Annotated in this window: 10 protein-coding genes; 9 read left to right on the plus strand and 1 reads right to left on the minus strand. The window is 60.6% G+C overall.

Annotated features, from left to right (window positions below; all coding sequences use genetic code 11):
* The first annotated feature begins 18 nt into the window (after window positions 1–18).
* The 8 genes from GUC22_RS04575 to recD all read left to right on the plus strand — a co-directional run bounded on the left by GUC22_RS04575 (window position 19) and on the right by recD (window position 13,527).
* Window positions 19–486, plus strand: a complete 468-nt coding sequence (locus GUC22_RS04575) for a prepilin peptidase-dependent protein (protein WP_049099731.1) — start codon at window positions 19–21, stop codon at window positions 484–486.
* Window positions 477–1,040 (plus strand): prepilin peptidase-dependent protein, encoded by a 564-nt coding sequence (locus GUC22_RS04580; protein WP_131930506.1) that lies wholly within the window; start codon window positions 477–479, stop codon window positions 1,038–1,040. The genes GUC22_RS04575 and GUC22_RS04580 overlap by 10 nt, the downstream gene beginning before the upstream one ends.
* A complete protein-coding gene (locus tag GUC22_RS04585; RefSeq protein ID WP_131930507.1) occupies window positions 1,037–1,444 on the plus strand; it encodes a DUF2509 family protein in 408 nt (135 codons plus the stop codon). The genes GUC22_RS04580 and GUC22_RS04585 overlap by 4 nt, the downstream gene beginning before the upstream one ends.
* Window positions 1,429–1,752 (plus strand): prepilin-type N-terminal cleavage/methylation domain-containing protein, encoded by a 324-nt coding sequence (locus GUC22_RS04590; protein ID WP_004132691.1) that lies wholly within the window; start codon window positions 1,429–1,431, stop codon window positions 1,750–1,752. Before GUC22_RS04585 ends, GUC22_RS04590 begins: the two co-directional genes overlap by 16 nt.
* 12 nt (window positions 1,753–1,764) lie before the next feature.
* Window positions 1,765–5,139: an exodeoxyribonuclease V subunit gamma gene (recC, locus tag GUC22_RS04595; RefSeq protein ID WP_131930508.1), complete on the plus strand. Its 3,375-nt coding sequence runs from the start codon at window positions 1,765–1,767 to the stop codon at window positions 5,137–5,139.
* A gap of 128 nt (window positions 5,140–5,267) precedes the next feature.
* A complete protein-coding gene (gene ptrA / locus GUC22_RS04600) occupies window positions 5,268–8,153 on the plus strand; it encodes a pitrilysin (RefSeq protein WP_131930509.1) in 2,886 nt (961 codons plus the stop codon).
* Window positions 8,150–11,695 carry an exodeoxyribonuclease V subunit beta gene (gene recB / locus GUC22_RS04605; protein ID WP_131930510.1) on the plus strand — a complete coding sequence of 1,182 codons (3,546 nt, stop codon included), beginning with the start codon at window positions 8,150–8,152 and terminating at the stop codon, window positions 11,693–11,695. Before ptrA ends, recB begins: the two co-directional genes overlap by 4 nt.
* Entirely contained in the window at window positions 11,692–13,527 is a 1,836-nt protein-coding gene (gene recD / locus GUC22_RS04610; protein WP_160183360.1) for an exodeoxyribonuclease V subunit alpha, read from the plus strand. Before recB ends, recD begins: the two co-directional genes overlap by 4 nt.
* A gap of 40 nt (window positions 13,528–13,567) precedes the next feature.
* On the opposite strand, the gene argA is transcribed toward recD, so the two are convergent.
* Window positions 13,568–14,899, minus strand: a complete 1,332-nt coding sequence (gene argA / locus GUC22_RS04615; RefSeq protein WP_004105227.1) for an amino-acid N-acetyltransferase — start codon at window positions 14,897–14,899, stop codon at window positions 13,568–13,570.
* A 227-nt stretch (window positions 14,900–15,126) separates the two neighbouring features.
* Between argA and amiC the strand changes: the two genes are divergently transcribed.
* Window positions 15,127–16,380, plus strand: coding sequence for an N-acetylmuramoyl-L-alanine amidase AmiC (gene amiC, locus GUC22_RS04620; RefSeq protein ID WP_004124560.1), 1,254 nt, complete (start codon window positions 15,127–15,129; stop codon window positions 16,378–16,380).
* Window position 16,381: the final 1 nt, after the last annotated feature.

The raw sequence follows: 16,381 nt of genomic DNA on the forward strand, positions 1-16,381 counted from the left end.
GCTGCGCATACTCGGGCCATGAACAGAGAACATGGCTACACCCTGATTGAAACCCTGGTCACGATGGTCGTGGTCGTCATTCTTGGCGCCAGCGGGCTGTACGGCTGGCAGAGCTGGCAACGGCAGCAGCGCCTGTGGCAAACCGCCTGTCAGGTCCGCGACTACCTGGTGCTGCTACGCGATGACGCCAACTGGCACAACCGCGATAGAGTGTTAAGCATCGGCCAGGGCGCGGCGGGCTGGTGCCTGAGCGCCAGCGGGCCGATGGCCGACTGTAGCGTCAGGAACGCTTTCACGCTGCAACCGCTCTGGCCGGAGGTTTCGCTCAGCGCGATGACGCCGGGGCTGGGATTTTATGGCCTGCGTAATACCGCCTGGGCCGGACATATCCGCCTGCAAAGCGCGGCCGGCGGCTGGAACATAATCGTTTCAAATTGGGGACGAATCCGCCTCTGTCGCGGCGAGGAGACGGCATCATGCCTGTAACATGCCGCGGTTTTTCGCTACCGGAAACGCTGATCGCGATGGCTATCAGCTCCGTGCTGCTGCTCGGCAGCGCGCGTTTTCTCCCGGCGCTGCAGTGGGCTACATTTCGCCAGACCCGCCAGCAGTCGCTGGAAAACGAGCTCTGGCAGCGAATCTACACCGTAGCGAAGCATCTGCAGCGCGCCGGCTATTGCCGTGGCTTCTGTCGCGGGCAGGCGCTATATATCGCAGGCGGCGGTGATTGCCTGCTGGTGAGTTGGGACGGCAACAGCGATGGCGTCTGGAATAGCGCACCGCCGTCGGAAGCGGATACCACCGGGTTCCGCCTGCGCGACGGCGCGCTGGAAACCCTGCGCGGAGCAAGCGCCTGTAGCGGTAAGGGCTGGGAGAAAATGACCAACCCGGCGGCGATTCAGGTCACCGCGTTTCAGGTGACGCGCCTGGAGAGGGCGGGCTTCTCGCCGGAATTATCGATTACGCTGGCGGCGCACTCGGTCGCCGACCCGCAAATCCGCGCGCGGGCGGAATACGCCGTGACGGGATATAACCTGTGAATCGCCAGCGCGGGCTCTCTTCGCTGCTGATGGTGCTGCTGCTGTTAGCGCTCGGCAGTTTATTACTCCAGGGGCTGAACCAGCAGCAGCGTTCGCTGTTAGCGCAGACGGCCAGCGAAACGCAGGCGCTTCGCGATGCCGCCGGCGCGCATTCCGCGCTGCAGTGGGGGAAGGGGCTCTCCTGGCCGCTGCGGGAAGCGGTGAGCTGTCAGCAGGAGGTCGCGCTCGGCTGGCGCGCCTGCCTGCGGATCTTCAGCGACGCCTCGGTGTTGCTGATCGGCGGCAGCGGCGACATGCTGCTGTGGCAAACCGGCGCGGTTGAACAAAACCGGGTCCGCTTTTCGACTCACGGCTGGAGCGATTTTTGTCCGTTAAAGGAGGCGAGCTTATGTCAGATGCCCTGAGGCGGCAGAGAGGGTTTAGCCTGCCGGAAACGCTGCTGGCGCTGGTGCTGCTGATCGTGACCGTGACCGCGCTGGCGGGCTATCAGCGCGGGCTGGCCAACGGCTTTATGCAGCTCAACCAGTACCGTCAGCTGTGGCGCGATGCGTGGCGATTCGCTCAGCTTAGCCCACCGGTGATTCCCGCGAATCGCCAGATATCCCGTATGCAGACATCGGTGCAAAGATGTGTCAGCATCACGGTAACGATCACCATGCCCGCAGCCAGGCGGGCGCAGATGACCCGGCTGCATTGCCCGGTCAGTCAGTAGCCAGGAGCGAATATGTTAAGGGTGTACCACTCAAACCGTCTGGATGTGCTTGAAGCGTTGATGGAGTTTATCGTCGAGCGCCAGCGGCTGGATGACCCTTTTATGCCGGAAATGGTGCTGGTGCAGAGTACCGGGATGGCGCAGTGGCTGCAGATGACGCTGGCGCAGCGCTTCGGCATCGCGGCCAACATTGAGTTCCCGCTGCCCGCCAGCTTTATCTGGGATATGTTCGTGCGGGTACTGAAAGATATTCCCGGAGAAAGCGCGTTCAGCAAGCAAAGTATGAGCTGGAAACTGATGACCCTGCTACCGCAGCGGCTTGATGATGAATCCTTTACGCTACTGCGCCACTACCTGCACGACGATAGCGACAAGCGTAAGCTGTTCCAACTGGCCGCCAGAGTCGCCGATCTCTATGACCAGTATCTGGTTTATCGCCCCGAGTGGCTGATGCGCTGGGAGGCCGACCAGCGCGTGGACGGCCTGGGCGATGCGCAGGAGTGGCAGGCGCCGCTGTGGAAAGCTCTGGTGGAATATACCGCCGAGCTGGGCCAGCCGCTGTGGCATCGCGCCAATTTGTACCAACGCTTTATCAGCGCGCTTGAAGCGGCCGAAGAGCCGCCTGCCGGGCTGCCGTCGCGAGTCTTTATCTGCGGGATTTCGGCGCTGCCGCCGGTATACCTGCAGGCGCTACAGGCGTTGGGTAAGCATGTCGACGTCTATGTCCTCTTCACCAACCCGTGTCGCTATTACTGGGGCGACATTAAAGACCCGGCATTTCTCGCGAAGCTGCTGTCCCGCCAGCGGCGCCACCACCGCGAAACGACGCGGGCGCTGCCGCTGTTTCGCGATACGGAACAGGCTCCGGGGCTGTTCAACGACGCCGGGGAGCAGGATGTGGGTAATCCGCTGCTGGCCTCCTGGGGCAAGCTGGGGCGCGACTATATTTATCTGCTGGCGGGTCTTGAGCGCTATGAAGAGCTGGACGCCTTTGTCGATATCGCGCCGGATAACCTGCTGCATAATCTGCAGGCGGATATTCTTGAGCTGCGCAATGCGGCGGTGGCCGGTCGCAGCGCCGAGGAGTTTGCCAACAGCGGCAGCAAGCGGCTGCTGGCCGCGGACGACCGCAGCCTGACGATTCATGTCTGTCACAGCCCGCAGCGCGAGGTTGAGGTGCTGCACGATCGGCTGCTGGCGATGCTGGAAGATAATCCCGAACTCACCCCGCGCGATATTATCGTCATGGTGGCGGATATCGATAGCTACAGCCCCTATATCCAGGCGGTCTTCGGCAGCGCCAGCGGCGAGCGCTGGCTGCCGTGGGCGATATCCGACCGGCGCGCCCGCGAATCGCATCCGGCGCTGCAGGCGTTTATCACTCTCCTTTCGCTACCCGACAGCCGCTTCGCCAGCGAAGACGTGCTGGCGCTGCTCGACGTTCCGGTACTGGCCGCGCGCTTTAACATCGACGAAGAGGGGCTGCGCTACCTGCGCCAGTGGGTTAACGAATCCGGCGTACGCTGGGGAATGGATGACGACAACGTGCGTGAGCTCGACCTCCCGGCGACCGGCCAGCATACCTGGCGCTTTGGTCTGACGCGTATGCTATTGGGCTACGCCATGGACAGCAGCGAAGGGGAGTGGCGCTCGGTTCTGCCTTATGATGAGTCGAGCGGGCTTATCGCCGAGCTGGTGGGCAACCTGGCGTCGCTGCTGATGCAGCTCAATCTCTGGCGTCGCGGGCTGGCCCAGGATCGCCCATTAGCCGAGTGGCTGCCGGTATGCCGCGACCTGCTAAACGACTTCTTCCTTCCGGACAGCGAAACGGAGGCCGCGTTGGCGCTGATAGAACAGCAGTGGCAGGCGGTGATTGACGGCGGCGTCGACGCGCAGTATGGCGAAACGGTACCGCTGTCGCTACTCCGCGATGAGCTGTCCCAGAGGCTCGATCAGCAGCGTATCAGCCAGCGCTTTCTTGCCGGCCCGGTCAATATTTGTACCCTGATGCCGATGCGTTCGATTCCTTTCAAGGTGGTCTGCCTGCTGGGGATGAACGACGGCGTTTATCCGCGCACCCTGGCGCCGCTGGGCTTCGATTTAATGAGCCAGAAGCCGCAGCGCGGGGACCGTAGCCGTCGCGATGACGACCGCTATCTGTTTCTTGAAGCCCTGATGTCGGCCGAGCAGAAACTGTACATCAGCTATATCGGCCGTTCTATTCAGGATAACAGTGAACGCTATCCCTCCGTTCTGGTCCAGGAGCTGGCGGACTACATCGGCCAGAGCCACTGCCTGGAAGGGGACGAAGAGCTGGACTGCGATGCCAGCGAACGGCGGGTCAAAGAGCACATCACGCATCTGCATACACGCATGCCTTTCGATGCCGCTAATTTTCTGGCCAATGAAGATCAAAGCTATGCCCGGGAATGGCTGGCGGCCGCAAGCCAGCAGGGGGAAGCGCACGGCGCGTTCATCCAGCCGCTGCCGACGCCGGACATCGATCACTTACCTTTCGAACAGCTGCTGCGCTTCTGGCAGCACCCCGTTCGCGCCTTCTTTCAGCAGCGGCTGCGGGTGAATTTCCGCTCGGAGGAGAGCGAGATCCCCGACGATGAACCTTTTATCCTCGAAGGGCTGAGCCGCTATCAGCTGAACCAGCAGCTGCTCAACACCCTGATTGAAGAGCAGGACGCCTCGGTGATGTATCGCCGTTTCCGCGCCGCCGGCGAGCTACCCTACGGCGCTTTCGGCGAGCTGGCCTGGGAAACCCAGCGTCAGGAGATGCAAAACCTGGCCGAACGGGTAATCGCCTGCCGCCAGCCGGGGCAAAGCATGGAAATCGATCTGCAATGCAACGGAGTCAACATAACTGGCTGGCTGCAGCAGGTACAATCCGACGGTTTGCTGCGCTGGCGGCCTTCGCTATTAAGCGTGGCCCAAGGGATGCAACTTTGGCTGGAGCATCTTGTCTATTGTGCTAGCGGCGGTACCGGCGAAAGTCGGCTGTTTGTGCGTAAAGAGGGCGAGTGGCGTTTTCCTCCGCTGGCGCAGGAGCAGGCCCAGGGCTACCTCAACGATCTGGTTGACGGCTACCTGCAGGGAATGTCCAAACCGCTGCTGCTGCTGCCGGAAAGCGGCGGCGCATGGCTAAAAGTCTGTTATGACGCCGAAAAGGATGTCATGTTAATGGACGAAGAGACGCAGCAAAAAGCGCGCAGTAAATTTCTTCAGGCTTATGAAGGGAACATGGTGGTCAGCGGTGAAGGCGCCGACGTCTGGTATCAGCGCCTGTGGCGCACCCTGGAACCAGAATACTATGAAGAGATCCTGACGCAAACGCAGCGTTATTTGTTACCGGTGTTTCGTTTCCATCAGTCCGAATAACATTGTAATAGTATAAAAATTGCGCACTGGACGGCTGTTCATTTATGATGCGCAACGAATCACGGACTGATGTTTTATAAAGGCTGCCTATTGTGCAGCGCCAGGTTTGTTAATGATGAGGTCCGTGAATGCCCCGCAGTTTATGGTTCAAGGTTATTGTTTTACTGGCCGCCCTCTGGGCGCCGTTAAGTCAGGCAGACACCGGATGGCAACCGATCCAGGAAACCATCCGTAAAAGCGACAAAGATACCCGTCAATATCAGGCGATTCGCCTCGATAACGGCATGGTGGTTTTGTTGGTTTCCGATCCCCAGGCGGTAAAATCGCTGTCGGCGCTGGTCGTTCCCGTGGGATCGCTGCAGGATCCCGCCGAGCATCAGGGGCTGGCCCACTTCCTGGAGCATATGACGCTGATGGGGTCGAAAAAGTATCCCCAGCCTGACAGCCTCGCCGAGTTCCTCAAAATGCACGGCGGCAGCCACAACGCCAGCACCGCGCCGTATCGCACCGCCTTCTATCTTGAAGTGGAAAACGATGCCCTCGACGGCGCGGTCGATCGCCTGGCCGACGCCATCGCCGCGCCGCTGCTGGATAAAAAATATGCCGACCGCGAGCGTAATGCGGTCAACGCCGAGCTCACGATGGCGCGTACCCGGGACGGGATGCGGATGGCGCAGGTTAGCGCGGAAACCATCAACCCGGCGCACCCCGGCTCGCAGTTTTCCGGCGGTAACCTTGAAACGCTGAGCGACAAGCCCGGCAAACCGGTGCTTGATGCCCTGCACGCTTTCCGCGATAGCTGGTATTCCGCCAACCTGATGAAAGCGGTGATCTACAGCAACAAGCCTTTGCCGGAGCTGGCGAGCATCGCGGCGGCCACCTACGGTCGCGTACCGAACCACGATATCAGCAAACCGGAGATTACCGTTCCAGTGGTGACCGATGCGCAAAAGGGCATCATCATTCACTACGTCCCGGCGATGCCGCGCAAAGTGCTGCGCGTGGAATTCCGCATTGATAACAATAGCGACAAGTTCCGCAGCAAAACCGATGAGCTGGTGACCTACATGATCGGTAACCGCAGCCCCGGCACGCTCTCCGACTGGCTGCAAAAGCAGGGGCTGGTTGAAGGCATTCGCGCGGACTCCGACCCGGTGGTCAACGGCAACAGCGGGGTGCTGGCTATATCCGCGACCCTGACGGACAAAGGGCTGGCGCACCGCGATGAAGTTACCGCGGCCATCTTCAGCTACCTCAATCTGCTGCGCAGCCAGGGGATTGATAAACGCTATTTTGATGAACTGGCCCACGTGCTGGCGCTCGACTTCCGCTACCCGTCCATCAACCGCAATATGGATTACGTCGAATGGCTGGCGGACACCATGATCCGCGTGCCGGTCGAACATACCCTGGACGTGGTCAACATTGCCGATCGCTACGATCCGCAGGCGATAAAAGACCGCCTGGCGATGATGACGCCGCAAAACGCCCGCATCTGGTACATCAGCCCGAAAGAGCCGCATAACAAGACCGCCTACTTTGTCAATGCGCCCTATCAGGTGGATAAAATCAGCGAGCAGACCTTTGCCGACTGGCAGCAGAAGTCCAGCGCCATCGACCTCAAGCTGCCGGTGCTGAACCCCTATATTCCGGATGATTTCAGCTTAATCAAAAGCGACAAGGCTTACCCGCATCCGCAGCTGATCGTTGATGAACCGACGCTGCGGGTGATTTACGCGCCGAGCCAGTATTTCGCCAGCGAACCGAAAGCGGATATCTCGCTGGTGCTGCGCAACCCGCAGGCGATGGACAGCGCCCGCCGCCAGGTGATATTTGCGCTCAATGATTACCTGGCGGGTATCGCGCTCGACCAGCTCAGCAACCAGGCGGCGGTCGGCGGCATCAGCTTCTCTACCGGCGCGAATAACGGCCTGATGGTTAACGCCAACGGCTATACCCAGCATCTGCCGGAGCTGTTTAACGCCCTGCTCGACGGCTACTTCAGCTATACGCCAACCGAAGAACAGCTGGAGCAGGCCAAATCCTGGTACGCCCAGATGATGGATTCGGCGGATAAAGGCAAAGCCTACGATCAGGCGATCATGCCGATTCAGATGGTTTCGCAGGTACCGTACTTCCAGCGTGAAGAGCGGCGGGCGCTGCTGCCGTCGATCGCCCTGAAAGAGGTGCTGGAGTACCGCGCTAATCTCAAAGCGAAGGGGCGACCGGAGCTGATGGTCATCGGTAATCTCACCGCCGATCAATCCACCGCCATGGCGCGGCAGATCCAAAAACAGCTGGGCGCCGACGGCAACGAGTGGTGCCGCAACAAAGATGTGCTGGTCGACCGCAAACAGCTGGAGATTTTTGAAAAAGCGGGCAACAGCACCGATTCCGCGCTGGCCGCCGTCTTCGCGCCGCCGAACGTTGACGAATACGCCAGCTCCGCAGCCAGCTCGCTTCTCGGGCAAATCGTCCAGCCGTGGTTCTATAACCAGCTGCGTACGGAAGAACAGCTGGGCTACGCGGTCTTCGCCTTCTCGATGAACGTTGGCCGCCAGTGGGGGATGGGCTTCCTGCTGCAAAGCAACGATAAGCAGCCGGCTTACCTCTGGCAGCGTTTCCAGGCCTTCTTCCCCACGGCGGAAGCCAAACTGCGGGCGATGAAGCCGGAAGAGTTTGCGCAGATTCAGCAGGCGGTGATTGGCCAGATGCTGGAGGCGCCGCAGACTCTCGGCGATGAAGCATCGAAGCTGAGCAAAGATTTCGATCGCGGTAATATGCGCTTCGATTCACGTGATAAAGTAGTGGCTCAGATTAAACTGCTGACGCCGCAAAAGCTTGCCGACCTCTTCCATCAGACGGTGGTGGATCCGCAGGGCATGGCAATTCTCTCCCAGGTTTCCGGTAGCCAGAATGGCAAGGCGGAGTACGCGCATCCGCAGGATGGCAAAGTCTGGGAGAACGTCAGCGCATTGCAGAAATCCTTACCCCTGATGCGAGAGAATGAATGACCGACACCGCTGAGTCTCTTGACCCCCTGCGCTTGCCCCTGACGGGCGAGCGTTTGATAGAAGCCTCTGCGGGCACCGGAAAAACCTTTACCATCGCCGCGCTCTATCTGCGGCTGCTGCTGGGGCTGGGCGGTGAATCCGCCTTTCCCCGGCAGGTCAGCGTGGAAGAGCTGCTGGTGGTGACCTTTACCGAAGCGGCGACCGAAGAGCTGCGCGGGCGTATTCGCAGTAACATCCATGAGCTGCGTATCGCCTGCCTGCGCGACAGCGCCGACAACCCGCTTTACGCCGGGCTGCTGGCGGAAATTGCCGATAAAACCCAGGCCGCGCAAACGCTGCTGCTGGCCGAACGCCAGATGGACGAAGCGGCGGTGTTTACCATTCACGGCTTCTGCCAGCGAATGCTGAGCCTCAATGCCTTTGAGTCCGGCATGCTGTTCGAACAGCAGCTGATTGAAGACGAATCCCGCCTGCGCTATCAGGCCTGCGCCGACTTCTGGCGTCGCCACTGCTACCCGCTGCCGCGCGAAATCGCGGCGGTTATCCACGAAGCGTGGAAAGGGCCGCGCGACCTGCTGAAATCCATCGACCGCTGGCTGCAGGGGGAGGCGCCGCAGCTTAAATCTCCGCCGTCGGCTGATGAAACGCTGGCCGAACGCCATCAGCAAATTATCGAGCGTATCAACGCGCTGAAGCAGCAGTGGCTGGCGCAGGTGGGCGAGGTTGAGGCAGTGCTGGAAAACTCGGGCCTCGACCGGCGCAAATTCAATCGCGGCAATCAGGGGAAATGGCTGGAGAAAGTGACCGCCTGGGCCGAGGAAGAGACCCTGAGCTACCAGCTTCCGGATGCGCTGGAAAAGTTCTCCCAGGCCTTCTTGCTTGAGCGTACCAAAGCCGACGGCGCGCCGCCGGTACACCCGCTGTTCAGCGCGGTAGAAGCGCTGCTGGCGTCACCGTTAACCTTGACCGATCTGGTGATCGCCAGGGCGATGGTTGAAATCCGCGAAGCGGTCGCGCGGGAGAAGCGCCGCCGCGGCGAGCTGGGCTTTGACGATATGCTCAGCCGCCTGGATGACGCTCTGCGCGGGGAGAGCGGCGAAGCGCTGGCCAGCGCGATTCGCCAGCGCTTTCCGGTGGCGATGATCGACGAATTTCAGGATACCGACCCGCAGCAGTACCGCATCTTTCGCCGCATCTGGCGGCGTCAGGCGGACACCGCGCTGCTGCTGATTGGCGACCCCAAACAGGCTATCTATGCCTTCCGCGGCGCGGATATTTTCACCTATATGAAGGCGCGCGGGGACGTCACCGCCCATTATACGCTCGACACCAACTGGCGATCCGCGCCGGGGATGGTTGACAGCGTCAATCGCCTGTTTAGTCTCAGCGATAACCCCTTTATGTTCCGCGAAATCCCGTTTATGCCGGTGAAGTCGGCCGATAAAAACCAGGGGCTGCGCTTTACCGTCGATGATGCTGCGATACCGGCGATGAATATCTGGCTGATGTCGGGCGAGGCCGTGGGCGCGGGGGATTACCAGACGTTTATGGCTCAGCTCTGCGCGGCGCAAATCCGCGACTGGCTCAGCGCCGGCCAACAGGGCAAGGCGCTGCTGTGGCGCGGTGAAAAAGCCGAGCCGGTGCGGGCTTCAGACATCACTGTGCTGGTGCGTAATCGCCAGGAAGCGTCTTTAATCCGCGATGCCCTCCAGCTGCTGTCGATTCCTTCCGTGTACCTCTCCAATCGCGATAGCGTGTTTGAAACGCCGGAGGCGCAGGAGCTGCTGTGGCTGCTACAGGCGGTGCTGGCTCCCGAGCGCGAAAATACGCTGCGCAGCGCGCTGGCGACGTCGATGTTTGGTCTTAACGCGCTGGATATCGAAAATCTCAATCACGACGAACGGGCGTGGGATGAGCTGGTTGAGGAGTTTAGCCGCTACCGGCAACTCTGGCGGCAGCGGGGCGTCATGCCGATGCTGCGCGCGCTGATGAGCGCGCGGCGCATCGCTGAAAATCTGCTGGCGACCAACGGCGGCGAGCGACGCCTGACCGATATTCTGCATATCAGCGAGCTCCTGCAGGAGGCGGCGAACCAGCTGGAGAGCGAACATGCGCTGGTGCGCTGGCTGGCGCAGCATATCGCCGAACCGGACAGCAACGCCTCCAGCCAGCAGATGCGGCTGGAAAGCGACAAGCATCTGGTGCAGATCGTCACCATCCATAAATCGAAAGGGCTGGAGTATCCGCTGGTCTGGCTGCCGTTTATCGCGCGGTTCCGTAAGCAGGATCAGGCGTTTTATCACGACAGAAGCTCCTTTGCCGCCGTTCTTGACCTGGGCCAGGATGAGGGCAGCATGGCGCTGGCGGAGGCCGAGCGTCTGGCCGAAGACCTACGTCTGCTTTACGTCGCGCTGACCCGCGCGGTCTGGCACTGTAGCCTTGGCGTGGCGCCGCTCAGCACCCGACGCAGCGACAAACCCGGCGCCAGCGATTTTCATCACAGCGCGCTGGGCCGCCTACTGCAGGATGGGGAAGCGATGGATGCCGCGGGGCTGATGGCGCGCCTGCAGGCGTTCTGCAGCGGGGACATTGCCCTGCAGCTGCCGGATATGGCGGCGCAGACGCCGTGGCAGGCTCCGCAGGCGGCGCTGCCGCCGCTTTCAGCCCGTATGCTCGAGCGGTCGGTGACCGATGACTGGCGGGTCACCAGTTACTCCGGCCTGCAGCAGAATGGACACAGCGCGGCGCAGGACCTTCTGCCGCGACTGGACGTCGATGCCGCCGGCGTCGGTGAGGTCGTGGAGGAGCCGCAGCTTACGCCGCACCAGTTCCCGCGCGGTGCGTCGCCGGGGACGTTTCTGCACAGTTTGTTCGAAGATCTCGATTTTACCCAGCCGGTTCCCGCCGACTGGATGGCGGGAAAACTCCAGCTGAGCGGCTTCGAGGAAAAGTGGACGCCGGTGCTAACCGCATGGCTCGACGGCGTGCTGCGAACCCCTCTGCCTGGCGCGGAGATCGCCCTCAATCAGCTTAGCGCGCGTGATAAACAGGTGGAGATGGCGTTTTATCTGCCCATCGAACAGCCGCTGGATCCCCTGCGTCTGGATGCGCTGATTCGGCAGTACGATCCGCTCTCCGTCGATACCCCCACGCTCGATTTTCGCCAGGTGCGCGGTATGCTGAAAGGCTTTATCGACCTGGTGTTTCGCCACAACGGCCGCTACTACCTGCTGGATTACAAATCCAACTGGCTTGGGGAAAACCGCGAGGCCTATACCCAGGAAGCGATGAGGCAGGCAATGCGTTCGCATCGTTACGATTTGCAGTATCAGCTCTATAGCCTGGCGCTGCACCGCTATTTACGCCACCGTATTGCCGATTATGATTACGAACGCCATTTCGGCGGCGTTATTTATCTCTTTTTGCGCGGCATGGACGGGCAGGACGGCGGGCAGGGGATCTTCACCACCCGACCGGCGCTGCCGCTGATTGATGGCCTTGATGCGCTGTTTGCCGGGGAAACCCAGGAGGTTGTGCTATGACCATGGATGAACTGTTGCTGCAGGCGGTTGAGCAGCGCCTGCTGCGCCCGCTGGACGTTCAGTTTGCGCTCATGGTGGCGCAGGAGGCGCACCCGGCGGTGAAGCTGACCGCCGCCATTCTCAGCCGCGATGCCGGAGAGGGGCACGTCTGCCTGCCGATTTCACGTCTTGCCGACGATGAGCTCCTGAGCGCAAAGACAACGGCTCTGAGCGAGCAAATCCTTGAACTAACCGGCGCTGCGGAGAGCTGGTTGCCGCTGCTGCTCGATTCGGAAGCGGTGAGCCGCGGTGAGCGGCCGACGCCGATGATCCTCTGCGGCGAACGGCTCTATCTCAACCGCATGTGGCGCAACGAATTAACCGTCGCGCGCTTCTTTAACGAAGCCAATCAGGTGCTGGAGGTAGATGAAGCCCGGCTGGCCTCGACGCTCGACGCGCTGTTTCCGCCAGGGGATGAAATCGACTGGCAAAAGGTCGCTGCCGCGGTTGCCCTGACCCGACGGATTTCGGTGATCTCCGGCGGCCCCGGGACCGGTAAAACCACCACCGTCGCCAAACTGCTGGCGGCGCTGATTCAAACCAACGCCAGCCCGCGCTGCCGTATTCGTCTGGCGGCGCCGACCGGTAAAGCCGCCGCGCGCCTGACCGAATCCCTCGGCGCGGCGCTGCGCCGCCTCCCTCTTACCGACGAACAAAAGGCGCTGGTGCCGACCGAAGCCAGTACCCTCCATCGCCTGTTGGGCGCGCAGCCGGGGAGCCAGCGGATGCGCTATCATGCCGGGAACCCGCTGCATCTTGACGTACTGGTGGTGGATGAAGCCTCAATGATTGACCTGCCGATGATGTCGCGTCTGATCGACGCGCTGCCTGAACACGGGCGGGTGATTTTCCTTGGCGACCGCGATCAGCTGGCTTCGGTAGAGGCCGGCGCGGTGCTGGGAGATATTTGCGCGTGGGTTAATGCAGGGTTCACCCCGGCGCGGGCGGCGCAGCTTGGCCGCTTGACCGGTCAGCCGGTGCCGGCAGGCGAAAGCGAGATTGCCGGCGCCCTGCGCGACAGCCTGTGCCTGCTGCAAAAAAGCTACCGTTTTGGCCGCCACTCCGGTATCGGCCATCTGGCCTGGGCGGTGAACAGAGGTGAACGCCGCGCGGTCAGGGAGACGCTGCGTCAGTCGTTCGACGATATCGCCCTGCATCCGCTGAGCTCCACCGAGGAGTATGAAGCGATGCTCGTTCAGGCGCAGGCGGGCTACGGCCGTTTTCTGCAGCTGCTGCGTGAACGGGCCGAGCCCGCAGAGCTGATCGCCGCCTTTAGCGAGTTTCAGCTACTGTGCGCGCTGCGCGATGGCCCTTATGGCGTCAGCGGCGTGAACGAACAGCTGGAGCAGATGCTGAACCGCAAGCGGGCGATTGCTCTGCCGCGCCATTCGCGCTGGTATGAAGGCCGTCCGGTGATGATTTCCCGCAACGACAGCGCGCTGGGGCTGTTTAACGGCGATATCGGTATCGCGCTGGAAAGAGACGATGGCCTGCGCGTTTGGTTCCCGATGCCCGATGGCAGCATCAAGTCGGTACAGCCAAGCCGTCTGCCGGAGCACGATACCGCCTGGGCGATGACGGTGCATAAATCGCAGGGGTCGGAGTTCGATCACGCGGCGCTGATTCTGCCATCGCGCAGCGTGCCGCTGGTGACCCGCGAGCTGGTTTATACCGCTATTACGCGTGCCAAATGGCAGCTGTCGATCTATGCCGATGAGCAGGTGCTGACCCAGGCAGTTGTCGCACGTACCGAACGGCGCAGCGGCCTGGCGGATATCTTTTCCGCCCGGTGATGTTATCCCCGGTCAGCCGTGCGCTTTCCGGGGGAGAGAATCAGGCCAGGTCGGCCATCAGCACCTTGGAGCGGCGCTGATAGTTGTACATCTCTTTTTTGCTTTCCGGCAGCAGGTCGACGTCGACCGGCGTAAATCCGCGCTCCTGGAACCAGTGAATGCTGCGGGTCGTGAGCACAAACAGCTTGCTGAGGCCCATTTGCTTCGCCTGCGCGGCAATACGCTCGAGCAGCACTTCGCCGCGCGATGAGCTGCGGTAATCCGGATGCACCGCCACGCAGGCCATTTCGCCGATCTTCTCTTCCGGGAAAGGATAGAGCGCGGCGCAGGCGATAGTGGTGTTGTCGCGCTGAATAATGGTGAATTTATCGATTTCCATCTCCAGCTGCTCGCGCGAGCGCCGCACCAGAATGCCCTGCTGTTCCAGCGGGCTAATCAGCTCAAGGATGCCGCCGATATCGTTAATGGTGGCGCGGCGGATCTGCTCGGCGCTCTCCATCACTATCTGGGTGCCGATACCGTCGCGTGAGAATAACTCCTGCAGCAGGGTGCCGTTTTCCTGGTAGCTGATCAGGTGGCAGCGACGCACGCCGCTGCGGCAGGCTTTTACCGCGCCGCGCAGGAAGCGCACGGTGCCGGAGCTGTAGTCTTCGTCCGCTTCCATCTCTTCAACCCGCGCCTGGGCTTCGTTGGGGAACAGCTCGGGGACGATCTCGCCATCCTGGTTGTAAACGCCCTGCGATGAGCAGAAGCCAATCATTTTTTCGGCTTTCAGCTTAATCGCCAGCTGGGTGGCAATCTCTTCGGAGGTCAGGTTAAAGCTTTCGCCGGTGACCGACACCGCAACCGGGCCCATCAGCACGATCGCGCCGTTATCCAGCTGGCGGTGAATAGCTTCTTCATCAATGCGGCGAATGCGCCCGCTGTGGCAGTAATCCACGCCGTCATCCACGCCTAACGGCTGCGCGATAATGAAATTGCCGCTGACCACGTTGATGTGGGCGCCCTGCAGCGGCGTATTGTTGAGGCTCATCGACAGGCGCGCGGTAATTTCCAGCTGCAGCATACCCGCCGCCTGCTTAACCAGCTCAAGCGTTTTGGCGTCAGTCACTCGGGTTTGTTTGTGATAAACCGGCTCATGGCGATGCTCCGCCAGGTTGGCGTCAATCTGCGGACGAGCGCCATAGACCACCACCAGGCGAATGCCCAGACTGTGAAGAAGACCAATGTCGTTGACAATACTAGAGAAATTATCATGCTCAATGGCTTCTCCGCCCAGCATGATGACAAACGTTTTACCCCGATGGGCGTTAATATAGGGGACAGAATGGCGGAATCCCTCTACCAGTTCGGTGCGACGTTCCTTCACCATGACACAACCTCAATGCATGATTATTCGTAATTACTGTATTTTTATTCTGTTTTACCGGCAAACGCAAGCCCCAATTTTGGGCGGAGCCAGGAAAAAGGTGTGAGCCAAATCAGGGTGTCAAAGATTGTTTACCCTTTTATTGATGACAGGTTATACGCCTTTCGTTAAAGTTTCCGGTCAATCTGTTTGTTTTCAATACGAATGATTTCTTACTGCTTGGGAGTGGCATGTCGGGATACAAGTCAGGATTAAGCCGCCGCCGTTTTTTACAAGGGGCGGGCGCCATGTGGTTAATGAGTGTGAGCCCGGTTGGCCTGGCTGCCGCGGCGCAGGTGGTTGCCGTACGCGTCTGGCCATCGTCGACCTACACCCGCGTGACCGTGGAGTCCAACCATATCCTGAAATATCGGCAGTTTGCGCTCAGCAATCCTGAACGGCTGGTGGTGGATCTGGAAGGGGTTAATCTCAACTCCGTACTTAAAGGCATGGGGGGGCAGATTCGCGGCGACGACCCCTATATTCAATCCGCCCGCGTGGGGCAGTTCGATCCGCAAACCGTACGCATGGTGTTTGAGCTAAAACAGAACGTGAAACCGCAGCTGTTCGCGCTGGCTCCGGTCGCCGGGTTTAAAGAGCGTCTGGTTATGGACCTCTATCCCGCTAACGCCACCGACGTGCAGGATCCGCTGCTGGCGCTGCTTGAAGATTACAACAAAGGCGATCTTCAGCGGCAGGTTCCGCCGGCGGAGAGCGGGCCTAAACCGGGTAAAGCCGGGCGCGATCGGCCCATTGTTATCATGCTCGATCCCGGCCACGGCGGCGAAGACTCCGGCGCGGTGGGGAAATACCGCACCCGCGAGAAAGACGTGGTGCTGCAGATTGCCCGACGGCTGCGCGCGCTGATCGAGAAAGAGGGTAATATGAAGGTCTATATGACCCGCAACGAGGACGTCTTTATCCCGTTGAAGGTGCGCGTCGCCAAGGCGCAGAAGCAGCGCGCCGACCTGTTTGTCTCTATTCACGCCGATGCCTTTACCAGCCGTCAGCCCAGCGGATCGTCGGTGTTTGCCCTGTCAACCAAAGGGGCCACCAGTACCGCGGCTAAGTATCTGGCGCAGACCCAGAACGCCTCGGATCTGATCGGCGGCGTCAGCAAAAGCGGCGACCGCTACGTCGACCACACGATGTTCGACATGGTGCAGTCGCTGACCATCGCCGACAGCCTGAAGTTCGGCAAGGCGGTGCTGGAAAAGATGGGCAACATTAATAACCTGCACAAGAATCGGGTTGAGCAGGCGGGCTTCGCGGTGCTGAAGGCGCCGGATATTCCATCGATTCTGGTGGAAACCGCGTTTATCAGTAATGTCGAAGAAGAGCGTAAATTGAAAACGGCGAAATTCCAGCAGGAAGTAGCAGAGTCGATTCTGGCAGGGATTAAAGCCTACTTCGCCGACGGCGCGACGCTGGCAAGGCGAGGGTAAC

Source organism: Klebsiella sp. MPUS7, from assembly GCF_009905335.1.
Lineage (GTDB): Bacteria > Pseudomonadota > Gammaproteobacteria > Enterobacterales > Enterobacteriaceae > Klebsiella > Klebsiella grimontii.

Coding starts and splice junctions, on each gene's coding strand:
- amiC (WP_004124560.1), top strand. CDS start 15,127: ATGTCGGGATACAAGTCAGGATTAAGCCGCCGCCGTTTTTTACAAGGG.
- ptrA (WP_131930509.1), top strand. CDS start 5,268: ATGCCCCGCAGTTTATGGTTCAAGGTTATTGTTTTACTGGCCGCCCTC.
- recD (WP_160183360.1), top strand. CDS start 11,692: ATGACCATGGATGAACTGTTGCTGCAGGCGGTTGAGCAGCGCCTGCTG.
- GUC22_RS04590 (WP_004132691.1), top strand. CDS start 1,429: ATGTCAGATGCCCTGAGGCGGCAGAGAGGGTTTAGCCTGCCGGAAACG.
- GUC22_RS04575 (WP_049099731.1), top strand. CDS start 19: ATGAACAGAGAACATGGCTACACCCTGATTGAAACCCTGGTCACGATG.
- argA (WP_004105227.1), bottom strand. CDS start 14,899: ATGGTGAAGGAACGTCGCACCGAACTGGTAGAGGGATTCCGCCATTCT.
- recB (WP_131930510.1), top strand. CDS start 8,150: ATGACCGACACCGCTGAGTCTCTTGACCCCCTGCGCTTGCCCCTGACG.
- recC (WP_131930508.1), top strand. CDS start 1,765: ATGTTAAGGGTGTACCACTCAAACCGTCTGGATGTGCTTGAAGCGTTG.
- GUC22_RS04580 (WP_131930506.1), top strand. CDS start 477: ATGCCTGTAACATGCCGCGGTTTTTCGCTACCGGAAACGCTGATCGCG.